Raw genomic sequence first — 14,316 nt, 5'->3', positions numbered from 1 at the left:
TCCAGCGGTCGGCCGTCAGGAGAGCGCAGCGGGACGCGCTGAGAGTTGGCATTGCTGGTGCAGGTGCTCGAGCAACTCCGCTAGCGGTCCGGGCTTGGCAAAGTGGTAGCCCTGGGCGAGGGCGCAGCCGAGCCCGCGCAGCCGGGCGGCCTGCGTGTCGGTCTCCACGGCCTCAGCGATCGTGACGAGGTCGAGACTCCGGCCGAGTTCGACGATCGTCCGGATGAAAGCGACCTCCCGCGGTCCGCCGTGCTCGATCTGGCGAGCGGTGAAGGATCCGTCCATCTTCAGGATGTCGACAGGCAGTTCACGCAGGTACGCCAGGGACGAGTAGCCGGTGCCGAAGTCGTCGATCGCGATGCGGACGCCGTGGTCGCGCAGCCGTTGCAGCTGGGCGGCGACGGTGGCCGCGTCGCTGACGGAGGTGACCAGGACGGTCTCGGTGATTTCCACGATGAGGGCATGTCCGGGCACGTCGCCCGCGGCGAGCAGGGTCAGGACCCGGTCGGCGAACGCCGGATCCCGCAGCTGGTGAGCTGACACGTTGACCGTGACCGACAGGCGATGTGCCGACCACAGCCCGGCCAGGTCGGCGCACACCTGCGCGAGGACCCAGTCGCCGATGGCGACGATGGCGCCGCTCTGCTCGGCGAGCGGGATGAAACGGTCCGGCGGGACCCGGGTGCCGTCGGGCCGGGTCCATCGCAACAGCGCCTCGGCCGCGACGATCCGCTCGGTGGCGAGGTCGACGATGGGCTGGTAGTTCATGGTGAACTCGTCGGCGGCCAACGCGTCGTGCAGCTGGGTGATCAGCTCACTGTTCGCTCGCCGCTCGGCGTGGATCCCCGGATCGAACGCGGCCGATCTGTTGCCGCCTTGCCCGCGGGCGCTGGCCAGAGCTAGGTCGGCGTCGCGCAGGGCGGTGGTGTGCGCGCCGCCGGCGGGCAGTTCCAGGATGCCGATGCTGGCACGGAACGTCCGGGAGATTTCCTCGCGAATCCGGACCGGGCGCCGGGTCGCCGCGAGGATCCGTTCGGCGAGCTCATGCCCGTCGCCGGCGGTGAGGATGGCGTAGTCGTCGGCGCCGAGCCGCGCGACGATCGCGTCGCTGGGCACCGCGGCGCGGATCCGGTGCCCGATCTCGACCAGCACGGCGTCCCCGTCCTGGTGGCCGAATGCCTCGTTGAAGTCCCGGAAGCCGTCCAGGTCGACGAGCAGCAGCACCTCGTCGCGCGGCGCCCCGCGGTCGAGCCGGTCCTGGACGACGATCCGGTTGGCCAGGCCGGTGAGCGTATCCACCTGTACACGGCGGGTGAGCAGGCCGGCGAGCTGGGACAGTCGGAGTATGAGCATCACCGAGGTCGCGCAGCTCACGACCACCAGCACGATCAGCCGTACCAGGCGGTCATGGGGCAGGTCGGGTTCGACGGCGACGACGATCAGCATGGAGATCATGGCCGTGAGCACGGCGTAGGTCCACAACCGGCTGCGCGACGACTGCACCGCGTTGGTCGGCATAGCGCCGACGCTGCGCGCCATGGACGGGTGCAGGGCAGCACCACCGATCAACATGTACGCCCCGAGCCAGCCGATCGCGGTCGTCCGGTCCAGCCGGACGTTGTCGGACAGCAGCACGGCGTAGTAGACGGTGTCGGTGAGCACGAACAGGCCAGCCGCGGCGACGACGAGACGGTGGGCCACCGTACGGACCCGCGACACGACGACGACCCGGACGGTCAGCGCCAGGATGATGAGGTCCACCAGCGAATAGCTCAGGTAGGTGCCCAGACGCAGCCCGGTGAACGGCGCGTCGTACATCAGCGGGGCCACCACGAGCACCCACAGCACCGCGGCCCCACCCAACGAGACGATCGCCGCGTCGATGAGGCCCCGGTCGTGGGCACCGGGCCGCACCCACAGGTAGACGCTCGTGGTCAGCAGGATCAGCGTGGCGGCGTAACACAGGTCGCCCCACGAGGGGAACAGCGGCACACCCGTCGGCGTCATCGCTGCGGCCCAGCCCACGTTGGCTAGTAGGGACATGCCGATGGCACCGGTCGTCAGCCACCAGGGCCGCGACCACACCGGGCGGTAGCGGCGGATGCCCACCACGATCGCTGCCAGCGCCGAGGCTGCTACCGCCAGGTAGGCCCAGACCCGTATGCCGGGAGACGCCATGACGCCAGCTGCCAGGACCAGACCGTTCGCCGCGAAATACCACCGGTGGTACCAAGGAAGCTCGGTGGCCTGTTGTCGAGTGGTCGGCCGGCGCTGCTTCACATTGACCATGATCGGTCATCGCGGAAGCGGGCTAAGTTGCACCGTGGGTGCAGATCTCACCGAAGGCGCGTTTCCGGGTCGATCCTGTGTAGAGCGTCATGGCCCAGTACTCGGGGGATCCGGGTCATCGGCTGCCCACTGCTGATAGATAGCGGTGGCGCCGGTCAGGTAACGCAGCACCGCCGAGCGGTCGGCCGGGGTCATTTCGGCGGCGAGGCCGTCGAATGCGGCGATGAGGGGTCTGAGGTGCTGGTGGACCTCGCGAACAGCGGATTGCGTCGGTTGCAGCCGGATGCGTCGCCGATCGGCGAGGTCGCGGCGCCGCTCCACGTGGCCGGCTCGTTCCAGCCGGTCGACGAGTTCCGTTGTCGCCGCTGGTGAGATGCCCAGCCGGGTTGCGAGGTCGCCGGGGCCGAGCGGGAGCGGGGAGAAGGCGAGGTGCTCGATCGCGCTGAGGTCGGTGGAGTGCAGGTTCATCCGCCGGCCAAGGGTCAGGCCGAAGTCGAGCATGACTGTTCGCAGGTCTCGCAGGGCGGTGGTTTCGGGCTCAACGCGTAGCGGTTCTCCCGGTCGAGCCTGGTCGGTCACGCCCTGATGCTAGCAACGGCCCCGGACGGGCTACAGTACTTCGGCAGCCGAAATATAAGCTGACCGGAGGATTCATGGAAGCGTTAGCCAAGATCATGTCCGGGAGGGTGAGCGCGCGAATCGTTCTCGCGGTGGGGCTGGCTGTCCTCGTCGCACTCTTCGGTCTGCTTCCTTCGGCCGGCGAAGCCCCGCCGCCGACCGCCGGGCTGCCGGCTGCCAGCGAGGCCCGGCAGGTGTCGGAGCTGCTGGAGAGCTTTCCCGGAGCGGATCAGACCACGGCGGTGGTGCTCTTCCACCGCGATGCCGGTCTTACGCCCGCCGACCGGGCCGCCATCACCGAGCGCGCGCAGAATCTCGCCGCACGTGCCACCACACCGCAGGCCGTCCGCCCGCAGTTCAGCGACGACGCCAAAGCCGCTCTGGTCCCGCTACCTCTCGACGCTGCGGCGGTGGACGCCGATATTGCCGGCACCGCTGACCAGCTTCGGCGCGACGCCGGGGCCAACCTGCCCGACGGCCTCACCGCCCAGCTGACCGGCCCGGTCGGATTCCGTGCGGACACCGCCGGTGCGTTCGCCGGCACGGACGTCAAGCTGCTGCTGGTCACCGTGCTCGTCGTCGCCCTCCTGCTCATCGTCACCTACCGCAGCCCGGTGCTGTGGATCGTGCCGCTCGCCGTAGTCGGCGCCGCCGACGGCCTCGCCCGTCTCGTGGTGGCGGCGCTGGCGGCCCGATTCGACATCGCCGTCGACGCGTCCACCTTCGGCATCCAGTCGGTCCTGGTGTTCGGCGCCGGCACCAACTACGCCATGCTGTTGATCGCCCGCTACCGCGAGGAACTCCTGCGTCACGAGGACCGCCACGCCGCCATGCGCGTCGCCGTACGGTCAGCAGGTCCGACGATCGCCGCCAGCGGTGGCACCGTCGCACTCAGCTTGCTGACCCTGTTGTTCGCCGAGCTTGCCGGCAGCCGTGCCCTGGGCTTCGCCTGCGCCCTCGGGGTGGTGATCGCGATCCTCGTCGCGGTGCTCCTGTTGCCGGCCGCCCTGGTGATCTTCGGTCGAGGCCTCTTCTGGCCGTTCGTGCCCCGGCATGACGGGGCGCCGGGCACGGGTCGGGGTGGAGGGTGGCAGCGCATCGGCCGCGGCGTCGCCCGTCGTCCGAAGACGGTCATCGCGGTCTGCCTCGCTGTCCTGGCGGTGTCCACCCTGGGACTGACCGGCGTTCGTTTCGGGTTGTCCCAGACCGAGCAACTGCTCGGGAATCCCGAAAGCGTCCAGGCGCAGCGAGTTCTTGACCAGTCCTTCTCCGCGGGCTTCTCGAGTCAGACAACCGTGCTCGCGCCGGCCGCGTCAGCGGCGCAGGCTGCCGCCATCGCCACCGGCACGGCCGGTGTGCAAGCCGTCCGCACCGGCCCCACCGCGCGCGAACGGACCAGGATCGACGTCACCCTCAGCGCCGCACCCGGCACCGACGACGCGTTTGCCACCATCACCGCCTTGCGGGCGGCCTATGAACGCGCGGGAGAGCCGCTCCGGTCCACTCTGGTCGGCGGCACCGACGCCACCACCCTCGACCAGCGCGACTCGATGCGCCGCGACCAGTGGATCGTGATTCCCGCAATCCTTGCCATCGTGTTCGTGATCCTGACCCTGCTGCTGCGATCCCTGCTGGCGCCGGTCCTGCTGTTGCTCAGCGTGCTCGCCACCTACGGCGCCAGCCTCGGACTGGGCAATCTGCTCTTCCGCTACGTCTTCGACTTCCCGGCGCTTGACACCCCGGTGCCGCTGTACTCGTTCCTGTTCCTCGTCGCTCTCGGTGTCGACTACAACATCTTCCTCGCCGCCCGCGCCCGCGAGGAACGGACCCAGCACGGCGCCCGGGAAGGCATGATCGTGGCACTCGGCGCGACCGGCGGAGTGATCACGAGCGCCGGGATCCTGCTCGCTGCCGTCTTCGTGGTGCTCGGCGTCCTGCCGGTCGTCGCGCTCGCCCAGAACGGCACCCTCGTCTGTATCGGCGTTCTCCTCGACACGCTGATGGTCCGCACCCTGCTCGTACCGGCACTCGCCTTCCTCACCGGCGACGCCTTCTGGTGGCCCGCACGCCGATCAGCGGTGCAGGCCCAGAGCGCTCTCCCATGATCCGGCCGCGTACGTGCACGTGTGCACAGACATCGGCGGGTGTGACCGCTTTCCTGGTCACATGACGACCTTTCGGATCAGACGTGAGCCGCTTGACGCTCTCAGCCAGGACATCGCCGTCGGCCTGCACACCGTGACGGAGATCAACCAGTCGATCCGCTACGCCGACACCAAGGCCGCCGGACTCGCCACAGTGCAGGCACTGGCGGTGACGGTGCTCGCGGCCAAGCGGGACAGTGCCGGAGGCATCCCCCTGGTGATCGTGGGCAGCCTTTGTCTCTGCGGGGTACTCGTCTCCGTCCTGCTCCTAGCCGCTGGACAGGTACCTCGGCTGACGAGCTCCGGGCGAGGTGCGGGCAGCCGGATCGCGTTCCCCGCACTCGCCGCCCTTCCCCTGGACGAGGTGTTGCAGCAGTCGCCGCCGGCGCAGCTGCACGAGCAGGTGTGGCTCCAGGCCGCGGAACTGGCCACTATCGCGGTGTCCAAGTTTCGCTGGTTGCGCCGGGCGCTGGTCAGCACCGTGCTGACACTGACCGCGGTGTTGCTCTGGCTCATCAGCACCACCTGGATCAGCTAGCGGAGAGGCTGGCGCCGTCAGCGGCCTCGGCGATCACCATCTTGTCGCCGTCGCGCATGGCGACCCGGGTGGCGCCGCCCGTATCGATCTTGATGCCGCCCTGGGGCGCCCTGACGTTCAGCGCCGAACTGAGCTGCTCGACCACGTTTTGTCGCAGCGACTCGACGTCGGCGGCGTGCACCATCTCCTGCTGCAACAGGTCCTGCATGATCTTCCGAGATCGGTCGTAGGAGATCTCTGTCCCGGAGTTCAGCATCTCGACGACCGCGCCAATGTCCTCCGGGTGCTCGATGAGCTGGAGCACCAGAACGTCGGAGCTGTTCCCCTCGAGGGCGTTGCGGTAGAACGTCAGGCGCTGCTTCTTGAGAGCGAGGTCCTTGCTAGTGAGGAGCTCGTCCACGATCCGCGAGTGTTTGGCGTTCGCCAGCTCGAGCTCGGCCAGGTGTCGAGACCGTACGCTCTCCATGTCCCGCTCGTGCTGAGCCTGTGCCCGCTCCAGCTGGCCGCGCATCCGGGCCTCGGCGAGTGTGTGCTGCTCACGAAGCACATGCAATTCGTGCTCGTCGCGGGCGAGTTCGGTGGCGCGCCGGGATTCGACTCGACTTGCCAGGTGTTGTTGCGCTGCTGCGTCCAGGTGCAGGTTGACGGTGATCATCGACAAGCGCAGTCCGTAATCGAGGTCGCCGGGTTCCTTCTGCAGCCGACGGTTCATCTCCTCCTCAGCGGGACCGCTGTCCTCGATGCCGTACTGGCGACTGACCCCGCGCAACAGCTGGTCCAGGTAACGCCAGATGATCGCCTTGGTGTCCCGGATGCCGAACCGTACGACTGCCGCGGGATCCGCTACCGTCCAGGTGAAGCACACCTTCGCGGTGAAGGAGAAGGCCTCCTCTGCGGCCGGAAGGTCCAGGGTCACCCAGGTGGTGCGGTGCGCCAGATCCACTTCGTATCGCCAGAACCGGCGCTGCAACCGCTGCATGAACGTCGGCACTTCGTCGATGAGGACGCCAGTCGGAACGCGGGCCGCGACATCCGGAAGGAAGACCAGCGCGGTGTGGCCGCTGCTGCGACCGCTCGCGCCGGGGAGGTCGAACACCGACATGGGGCTCTCGCTGAGTATCGGATCGAAGGACTCACGCTGATTCATCGGGCCACCTCAATGCGACGAAGACGGTCGTGCAGACGATCGAGGATCCCCGGGTGCGATTCCTCCTCGCTCCAGATTCGGACCTCATAGGTGAGCGTCCGGATCTCCCGGGGTGTCTGCGGAACTGCGCAGATCAGGTTCACGAAGACGTCGGAGTCGGCGTCGGCCGTATTCTCGGCCAGGTTGCGGAGCGCCTGAGTGGCGATCTTGGTCGTGGTCCGGTAACCGAGGGCCAGCCGCCACAGTGCGGCGATCGACTTGAGACATTCCGCGTCGGCACCAGCCGCCCGCAGCACGGGTGGCATCCGCCGGCCGGCCGCGTCCTGCTGAACCGGCCGTCCGACGATGCCGATCAGCGTCATGATGGCGACATTCACCCGCGTGAGCCGGGTGGTCCCGGCCCATTCGAGCAATCGGCTGACGATCGCCGTGCTCTGCGCCGCACCCCCGTCGGCGAACAGTTCGACGACCGCACGGCTGATGGTCAGCCAGTATCGGTAGGACGCGTGGTATTCGAACAGGTGGTCTTCGATCAGGTCGAGCGCGCGCTCGTAGTCCAGGATGCCGACCGGGCCACCGAGTGCCGCCGCCGCGGTCATCCTGCGGAGCTTGTCGTCGTCGGTCTCGATCCGGTCCTTACGCTCGGTGGCCCAGGATTCGAGCATTTTCCACACGATGTCGCCGAGGTCGGTGTTCTGCGCCGGCACCCGCAGCGCGACCCCGGCAGCCCGGCGGATCTCCGGCCTCGCATTGCACGCCCAGTCGTCCAGGACGCGGCCGCGGACGAAGTCGAAGTCGCCCTCCGCCAAGATGCCCGTCGCGACCGCGGCGCGTTCCCGCACGTACGGATCATTGTCATTCACCAGATCCCCCAGCCATCCCAGGTAGACCTCCTGGAGGTAGGGGAAGTCGAACCACATCGTGGTGAGCATGTCCCGCGGAAAATTCTCGCGCTGCGACGCGATCCGCGTGATCGGCACCTCGCCGTAGCTGGTTTCCAGCATCGTCTTGGAGGTGCCCGCCTGCACCGCCTCGAACAGCGGACGGGCGGGACGCGCGAACGGCCGGATGGACGACCGGCCCTTGGGGTGCTCCGCCCGCTGGATGCGTTCGTCGAGGTCCCGTGCGCCAGCCATGACGGTCGGCAGGGACAGCCCATCGAGTGCAGCCAGTGCCAAGGCCAGCGCGCGGTCCTCCCGTTGAGCGAGAGCGGCGAACCACTCTGCGGTCGACTCGCGGACGGCGCCGGCCCGCCGGATGGCGTCCTCCGGGGAGATCTGCTCTGCGAGCACCTCGCGCAGCGCCGACCCGAGCCGGGCCGCCTGCTCCGCCCCGCCCAGGCGCTCGCGAGCCGCCACCACCACAGGGGAGGTGAGCAGCCCCGCCGAGCGGTCTTCGGGTGCGTCCAGATGCAGGCGGAGGACGGCGTCCAGGCTCGGCGGGCAGGTGAGATCGCACCGGTGCTCTTCGACCATGAAGGACCACGCCGCGCCCGGCGGCGCAACAATGATCATGCGGGACCCGCGGGATTCCAATGTCTCGGCGAGGCGGTCCAACTGGTGGGGTCCGCGCGGATCGTCATCCGTGGGGTCCAGGTCGGTCCACAAGTAGCCGGTGTTCGCGGCGACGTCTGTGGTCGTAAGGTCGGTGATCGATCCCGAGGTGAGGTGCTGGACCCGGCCGTCGCAGAGTGCGTCCAGAATCCGCGTAGCCGCGTGGTGTGTCCCGTAGCCGCGGCCGCCGGTGGTGATGACCAGCATGCGCTCCTCAACCCGATTCCATAGCTCGAGATAGCCTCCAGGCGCCGCCCAGAGGGAGCGTACGCGTCCCAGGGATCGCTCGGAAACCGCCATCCGATGCGGAAGTGGCCCGGACCGGCCCACCCCGTCGAAGTTGTTGATCTGCAGGTTCGTCTGGAGACCGAACGTCTGCATGGCGGCGTCGAACGCGCGGGACACGGTCGCCTGCTTGCTCGCGTCGTCGAGCATTTCGACGGCGATTTTTCCGCTGCCGTGCTCCTCCTGGCTCTCCGTGGAGTCGTCTGACGCACGCTTGGGGTGAACCTCGGCCTGCTCCGCTGTCGCCTTCGGCGCACTCCCGGGACTTGGTGGTTTCTCCGGTTCCGCCATCACTGCTCACCGGGTCGGGGCACCCCGACGACGAAGTCGCGGCCCACCGACCCGTTGACGCCGTAGTTGTCCCGCTGCGAGACGTTGTACATCGTCCCGGGCGGGGGACCTTCGCGCGGGCGTTCGGGCTCGGGCTCGGGTGCGGCGACCGGCTGCTCCGCGGTCCCAGTCACCGTGACGTAGGTTCGCATCTCGCCGTACTTGGTCCGCAGCAGCCGCATCCGGAACGACGTCGGATCGGGCATGTCATGGCCGCGGATGGCGTCGCGGTAGATGTCGTTGGATACCACCAGCGCCATCCGGCCGGTTGGCGATTGTTGTAGCGCCTCACGGAGCTGTGGCGCGTCCACCATGGCGAACGCCAGATCGATAGCGCTTCCGCTGGATCCCTTGGGGTCGGCGTTGACCGCGCCCTGATGAACCACCGCCCGCAGCCGCAATCGCAGGTCACCGACCCGGCGGTCATGCAACGCGGCGTCGATTGCGGTCAGAAACGGATCGATGATGTGGCGGATCGACACGTCGGCCCCGATCAGGAGGAAGACCCCGTCACCCCGGTCTTCCTCCGTGACCGTCGTGGACGGGATACTGGCGGCCTCCTGGGCAGCGGAGATAATGCGATAGAGGTCGGACCGGGCTGCCACCTTCTGCGGGCCGTCGAGGCGGCCCGACGATTCGATGTCGAGGACGACGATCGAACGATGCACTGGCTCAAGCACTTCGGCTCCTTCGGCTAGAACGATGCAACGTGTCTATCGCCGGTGGCGCCGCGGCGTCTGTGGATAAATACCCGTTCAGCTCAGGCCGGGTAGCAGCGCCTCCGGTCTGAGCACCACGATGCGCTGCCGGGCAGTGTTCACGATGCCTTGCTCGCGCAGGTTTCGCAGAGCCTTCGCCACGGCCTCCCGGGAGGCGCCGGTCGCACCCGCGACCTCCTCCTGCGACAGCCGGAGCCCGATCGTCACACTGCCATCGGACGCGGGTTCGCCGTGCGTTCGCGCCAGCTCGGCGAGCAGGATGGAAACGCGCTCCTGGACGTCCGAGCCGGTGAACTCGAGGCGCCGCCGATCGGACTCGCGGAGGCGCCCGATAACCGCCTCCAACAATGCGAAGAGTGCGTCCGGATGCTCCCGCAACCGCTGTCGGAAACTTGACGCGCTGACGAGCCTGGCCTGGACGTGATCCAGAGCGCGGACGGTCGCCGACCGCGGGCTGCCGTAAAGGGCAGCGAGCTCGCCAACGATCTCGCCGGCACCGCGCAGTCCGAGCAAAGCCTCCCGGCCGCTCGACGTAGAAACGGTGATCTTCACGATGCCGCCGAGAATGATCGCGATATGGTCAGACTCTTCGCCCTCGCCGAACAGCTGTTCCCGCGGCAGGAAGTCCACCCTGCGGCCGGTCGGCAACAACTCCGACATCCGGCGGCGCAAGTCGGGTGGTAGCAAAGACTGTGTCAGACCTGTCGTCACCGGAACCCTTCGGAGTGGCTTCCGGTGACAATATCATCACGCTCCGATATGTCGGCGTCGACTGTGCTCCGGAGAACAACCGAGCTGACCTGGTCATGAAGCGGGTCTCGAATGGGGTCGGCCGAACTCCGGTGTGGATCGCCGGTCCGCTGGGCCGCGCCACCTGCCACAGCGGCGGGTGGTGCCGACCGGCCGCGCCGGGGGCACGAATGGGAGGTAGATCCGGCCGTCCAGCGGTGATCCGTTATGTCGGACAGCGCCAAGAATGGAACGATGCCACCGACAATCTTCCGTCGCATTCTGGCCTGGCGGCGTGCCCTCGTCAGCACCGCTGCGTTCATGGTGGTCGTAGCCGGTGCCGTAGCACTGGCGGCCACGTTCTCCCGTACGCCGAAACAGGCCGGCGACCCAGTCCCGCCGGTCACGGTGCGGATGCAGGACGGCTGGACCGAGGTGGGAACCAGTCCGGACGGATTGGAAGGCGCATCCGGACAGGCCCGGACGGCTGGGCGCGGCGCCGTTGCCGACACGCTGGCGTTCGACGCTGACGCCGGCCGCCACTTTGCGGACGTGGTGTTGGTGGTGACGGGCCGCGACCACCGCGCCGTCCTGACTGTCCGCAGACAGGATGGTCGGTTCGAGCGCCTCGACGACACCGTCGCCAGGATGGCGGACGAGGTCACGGACCAGGGCACGGCCGTGACCGTCACCAAGACGACGGTGGGCCGGGTCCCCGGCTGGGAACTGCGGTACACCGCGACACCGGCCGACCTGCGCAGCGTCGAGTATCTGTTCGAAACCGCATCCGGCCGGTACTCCGCTGACGTCGTGGGCACACCGGATGAGGTCGCCCTGCTGGTCACCGCCATCGAGGTGCACTGAGCCATGGATCGTACCGCGCCGCGCTCGTTCGGCATCGCCGTCCTGACGCTGCTCCTGGCTACGACGTTCGTCGTGATCGGCGATGTGCCGGCAGCTTGGGCCGCGCCGAATCCTGGCGCTGACTGGATCGGCGGTGACACCCACGTCCATGCCGCCGGCGACAGCGGGATCGGCACCCACGTGCGCTGTCCCAGCAAGCTCGATGAGCGGGCTTGCGCGGAGCTGCTGGTCCGCCAGACGCTGGAGAAAGCGAAGGCCAACGGTGCGCGCTGGATCATTCTGACCGAGCACGTTCCGTGGCTCAGCATGCACACCCTCGTCAGTACGAAGGTGTGCTTCCTGTGGAGCTGCCGGACGGTCTCGATGCCGAAGATCGACCATGACCAGGGACGCCGCCAGTATCGACTGATCCGCGACGCGGCCGCCCGGCTCCAGGCCGACTTCCCGGAGGTACGGGTACTGATGGGCCAGGAGCTCGGCACGGCGGGCGAAGTGGCCGGCGCGCTCGACAGCCTGCGTCACCTCAAGGTGAGTCCCGGTCCGGAGAGCAAGCTGCAGAAGTGGGTCGTCAAACAGCTGGACACCATCGCCCCGGGTAACTGCACCGGCGTCGCGGCCGGCCATCTCGCGCTGTACTACACCCCTGACGCGGTCGACGACAGCGTGTTCGACTGCCACGAGACGGCCTACCTCCAGAAGGCCGAACGGGCGTCAGCCTGGGGCGGCGTGAATCATCCGGACAACGAGAACATGGGTAGCCGCTGGTACTGCTGGACGACCGGTGAGTATCAGCCACCGTTCAGCGAACGTCACCAACCACCGGGGCTATCCGGCCGTCGGTGTGAGGCGAGCGCTACCGACACCGAGGCAGTGCGGACGGTGGAGATCGTCAACGAGACGAACATGCCGACCATTGCCGCGCTGCAGCAGGTCGACACGTTGCTGTTGCGGGGCAGGCGGATAGCGCTGGTCGGCGGGGGCGACTCCCACACGTCGCGGCCCGCCTCCGGAGACCTCATCGAGTTCGACAACTTCCGTATCGCCCCGGCCACCTCGATTCGGCTGCCGCAGTGGAAGAAATTCGCACAGCAGGACGGTGACGATGAGCGGATCGGCCTCGTCGGACGGACGTACATCCCCGGCGCCGGTGTGGAGCCGGCCGCCGGACACGACCCCGCCCGGCCCGACGATCCGGTCCGTACGGCGATCGCAGCCGGGCGGACCGTCGCGTCCACCGGTCCGCTGGCGATCCCCTCGATCGACGGCAAGCTTCCCGGCGACACGGCCGCTTTCATCGGCACGACCGTGCGGGTCCGAGTCGACTTCCACGAGAACGTCGCGTTCGACCGCCCGGCCGAACCCGACGCCATCGGTCGCCGCCGGACGGTTCACATCGCCGGCAAACAGGGCGATCAGGTGGCAGCGGTGAACGTCGTCGTCGGTCGAATCGGCGCCTGCGCTCGGCGTGCCAGCGAGTTCGCCGAGCTCTGTGACCATCCGGCCAAGGTGCGCCGCGAGTTCGCCGTGACCGACGAGGACCGGGAGCGCGGTTACCTCGTGACGGACGTGGAGGTGCCACGCGGGTTCCAGAATGGATACCTGCGGACCGAGACACTCTGGGGTCCGACGACACCGTCAGAACCCGAGCAGGTGGAGCGCTACGGTCCGCTCCGGTACGCGCACGGCGCCTTCTCCAGCCCGATCTACCTGCGTGATGTGCAGGCCGACCTGGCCGCCGCGCTGCCGGAAGCCGGCGGGATCTTCGGCACCGTCACCGGCGACCCGACCACCGAGTGCTGCCACGGCGTCTTCGGAGTGCCGGAGATCGCCTGCAGCTCGGTTCCCGACCGCCCCTACTATCAGCCCCCGGACCGGTCGCCACTGGCCGAGGTCGCCCGGTCGTACCTGGGTAGCACTCCCGGCGGCAACCCGCTGCGCATTGACATCGAGCTCCAGCCGATCACCCCGGCCACCGCGCCCGTCCTGACGGACTACCTACGCCTCACCGACCGCGGATGCGACGTGCAGAACGAGGAGAGCCCGGTACAGACCGACGGCAGATACACCCTGCGCCAACTCCCCAACACCGCCGGCGAGGTTGCTGTTGCGATCGACTATTACCCGGAGGACGTGGCGGGAACGTACGGAAGGATCTGGATCTATGGCAGTGGGGTGCTGGTCTCGATCGTGACAGGCACCGAAGGAAGCGCGCCGGCGGCCGACCGTAATGCGGTCGAAGACGAGATCGTCGCCACCGTCGTGCGGCACCTCCGCGACCTCGGTTGGAGCGGCTGACCCGCCGCGGGAGGGCGGCTGATCTCGGGGTCACGCTGGTTCGCGTACGCCGCTGGTTCCGTCGTCGGGCGGATTCTCGATGGGCGCCGCCGGCAGGGTGTCGGGCGTATCCGGCAGCAGCTCGGCGGGATCTTCCGGCGCCGCCTCGCGCGGGTCCAGGGGCGGGTACTGGTCGGGGTCGAGTTCGGGTTGACTCATGGACCATATATGCCCACTCTTGTCAGATTTGATCCTCAGAACGAGCGATCTCCTGATGCGGCTGTCACTTCTGGGTACGGTGCGAGAATGTCAGCCAGCGCCGCCACGATGCCTCCCACTGAGGCCGAGGCGTTGCACGTCTGGGTGCTGGAAAGCCAGGCGGAGCTGCCGCACCTGAAGGCCTCGATGCTGGAGGTCGTGACGCAGCTGCGGCCCTCGGCCAAGTTCACGGTGGGCGGGATTGCCGACAAGATGATCCTGGTCGCCAGCGAATTGGCGGTGCACGCGCTGACGCTCGGGCTGCCTCCCACCATCGTGCGGCTGCTCACCGATGGCCCGTGCCTCATCCTGGACATCGCTGATCACGACCCTGAGGTACCCCCCGAGTTTGCGGGTGACACGCCTCCTGGCGGCGGCGGCCGTGGCCTTCGCCTCGCTCATAAGCTCGCCCTGGATGTCGGCTGGTACGTCGATGACACCACCAAGCACGTCTGGGCACGCTTCCCCTTCGACGACTCCGCTCAGCCACCGGTGCCGGACTTTCGGTGAACCTCAGCATCGCTGATGTGCGCGACATTGCAGTGGAGCCACCCGCAAGAGGAGTGCG

The 14,316-nt window shown here is 68.2% G+C and carries 12 protein-coding genes; 5 read left to right on the top strand and 7 right to left on the bottom strand.

Features of this window, described 5'->3' with window-relative positions; all coding sequences use genetic code 11:
* Positions 1–15: 15 nt before the first annotated feature.
* Both ACIA1L_RS27945 and ACIA1L_RS27940 read right to left on the bottom strand, forming a co-directional pair.
* Entirely contained in the window at positions 16–2,280 is a 2,265-nt protein-coding gene (locus tag ACIA1L_RS27945) for a putative bifunctional diguanylate cyclase/phosphodiesterase (protein WP_396075948.1), read from the bottom strand.
* 96 nt (positions 2,281–2,376) lie between these two features.
* Positions 2,377–2,868, bottom strand: a complete 492-nt coding sequence (locus ACIA1L_RS27940; RefSeq protein WP_396075947.1) for a MarR family winged helix-turn-helix transcriptional regulator — start codon at positions 2,866–2,868, stop codon at positions 2,377–2,379.
* A gap of 107 nt (positions 2,869–2,975) precedes the next feature.
* Between ACIA1L_RS27940 and ACIA1L_RS27935 the strand changes: the two genes are divergently transcribed.
* Together ACIA1L_RS27935 and ACIA1L_RS27930 are read left to right on the top strand one after the other, a co-directional pair.
* Entirely contained in the window at positions 2,976–5,012 is a 2,037-nt protein-coding gene (locus ACIA1L_RS27935; RefSeq protein ID WP_396075946.1) for an MMPL family transporter, read from the top strand.
* A 61-nt stretch (positions 5,013–5,073) separates the two neighbouring features.
* The gene (locus tag ACIA1L_RS27930) at positions 5,074–5,589 is read left to right on the top strand and encodes a Pycsar system effector family protein (RefSeq protein WP_396075945.1); all 516 of its coding nucleotides are present in this window, start codon (positions 5,074–5,076) and stop codon (positions 5,587–5,589) included.
* Here ACIA1L_RS27930 and ACIA1L_RS27925 read toward each other — a convergent pair.
* The 4 genes from ACIA1L_RS27925 to ACIA1L_RS27910 all read right to left on the bottom strand — a co-directional run bounded on the left by ACIA1L_RS27925 (position 5,582) and on the right by ACIA1L_RS27910 (position 10,283).
* On the bottom strand, positions 5,582–6,736 hold the full coding sequence (locus tag ACIA1L_RS27925) for a hypothetical protein (protein ID WP_396075944.1): 1,155 nt from the start codon (positions 6,734–6,736) through the stop codon (positions 5,582–5,584). The two genes, ACIA1L_RS27930 and ACIA1L_RS27925, sit on opposite strands and share 8 nt — an antisense overlap.
* Positions 6,733–8,865 (bottom strand): hypothetical protein, encoded by a 2,133-nt coding sequence (locus ACIA1L_RS27920; RefSeq protein WP_396075942.1) that lies wholly within the window; start codon positions 8,863–8,865, stop codon positions 6,733–6,735. Before ACIA1L_RS27920 ends, ACIA1L_RS27925 begins: the two co-directional genes overlap by 4 nt.
* Positions 8,865–9,584: a hypothetical protein gene (locus tag ACIA1L_RS27915; protein ID WP_396075941.1), complete on the bottom strand. Its 720-nt coding sequence runs from the start codon at positions 9,582–9,584 to the stop codon at positions 8,865–8,867. The genes ACIA1L_RS27920 and ACIA1L_RS27915 overlap by 1 nt, the downstream gene beginning before the upstream one ends.
* 75 nt (positions 9,585–9,659) lie before the next feature.
* Positions 9,660–10,283, bottom strand: coding sequence for a Crp/Fnr family transcriptional regulator (locus ACIA1L_RS27910; protein WP_396075940.1), 624 nt, complete (start codon positions 10,281–10,283; stop codon positions 9,660–9,662).
* Between the two features lie 324 nt (positions 10,284–10,607).
* Here ACIA1L_RS27910 and ACIA1L_RS27905 point away from each other — a divergent pair, with 324 nt between their 5' ends.
* Positions 10,608–11,216, top strand: a complete 609-nt coding sequence (locus ACIA1L_RS27905; protein ID WP_396075939.1) for a hypothetical protein — start codon at positions 10,608–10,610, stop codon at positions 11,214–11,216.
* Positions 11,217–11,219: 3 nt separating this feature from the next.
* Positions 11,220–13,511 carry a hypothetical protein gene (locus tag ACIA1L_RS27900; RefSeq protein ID WP_396075938.1) on the top strand — a complete coding sequence of 764 codons (2,292 nt, stop codon included), beginning with the start codon at positions 11,220–11,222 and terminating at the stop codon, positions 13,509–13,511.
* A gap of 30 nt (positions 13,512–13,541) precedes the next feature.
* Here ACIA1L_RS27900 and ACIA1L_RS27895 read toward each other — a convergent pair whose 3' ends face one another.
* Positions 13,542–13,709, bottom strand: a complete 168-nt coding sequence (locus ACIA1L_RS27895; protein ID WP_396075937.1) for a hypothetical protein — start codon at positions 13,707–13,709, stop codon at positions 13,542–13,544.
* 87 nt (positions 13,710–13,796) lie between these two features.
* Between ACIA1L_RS27895 and ACIA1L_RS27890 the strand changes: the two genes are divergently transcribed.
* Positions 13,797–14,258 carry an ATP-binding protein gene (locus ACIA1L_RS27890; RefSeq protein ID WP_396075936.1) on the top strand — a complete coding sequence of 154 codons (462 nt, stop codon included), beginning with the start codon at positions 13,797–13,799 and terminating at the stop codon, positions 14,256–14,258.
* The last annotated feature ends 58 nt before the right edge of the window (positions 14,259–14,316 follow it).

The sequence above is a fragment of the Actinoplanes sp. NPDC051859 genome (assembly GCF_044452725.1).
Taxonomy (GTDB): Bacteria; Actinomycetota; Actinomycetes; order Mycobacteriales; family Micromonosporaceae; genus Actinoplanes.
The sequence above is the reverse complement of the archived record's forward strand: the minus strand, read 5'-3'. Positions and strand labels throughout refer to the sequence as shown.

What these genes read in the sequence shown, in the direction of transcription:
- ACIA1L_RS27930 (WP_396075945.1), top strand. Translation starts at nt 5,074, where the DNA reads ATGACGACCTTTCGGATCAGACGTGAGCCGCTTGACGCTCTCAGCCAG.
- ACIA1L_RS27925 (WP_396075944.1), bottom strand. Translation starts at nt 6,736, where the DNA reads ATGAATCAGCGTGAGTCCTTCGATCCGATACTCAGCGAGAGCCCCATG.
- ACIA1L_RS27920 (WP_396075942.1), bottom strand. Translation starts at nt 8,865, where the DNA reads ATGGCGGAACCGGAGAAACCACCAAGTCCCGGGAGTGCGCCGAAGGCG.
- ACIA1L_RS27910 (WP_396075940.1), bottom strand. Translation starts at nt 10,283, where the DNA reads ATGTCGGAGTTGTTGCCGACCGGCCGCAGGGTGGACTTCCTGCCGCGG.
- ACIA1L_RS27905 (WP_396075939.1), top strand. Translation starts at nt 10,608, where the DNA reads ATGCCACCGACAATCTTCCGTCGCATTCTGGCCTGGCGGCGTGCCCTC.
- ACIA1L_RS27900 (WP_396075938.1), top strand. Translation starts at nt 11,220, where the DNA reads ATGGATCGTACCGCGCCGCGCTCGTTCGGCATCGCCGTCCTGACGCTG.
- ACIA1L_RS27895 (WP_396075937.1), bottom strand. Translation starts at nt 13,709, where the DNA reads ATGAGTCAACCCGAACTCGACCCCGACCAGTACCCGCCCCTGGACCCG.
- ACIA1L_RS27890 (WP_396075936.1), top strand. Translation starts at nt 13,797, where the DNA reads ATGTCAGCCAGCGCCGCCACGATGCCTCCCACTGAGGCCGAGGCGTTG.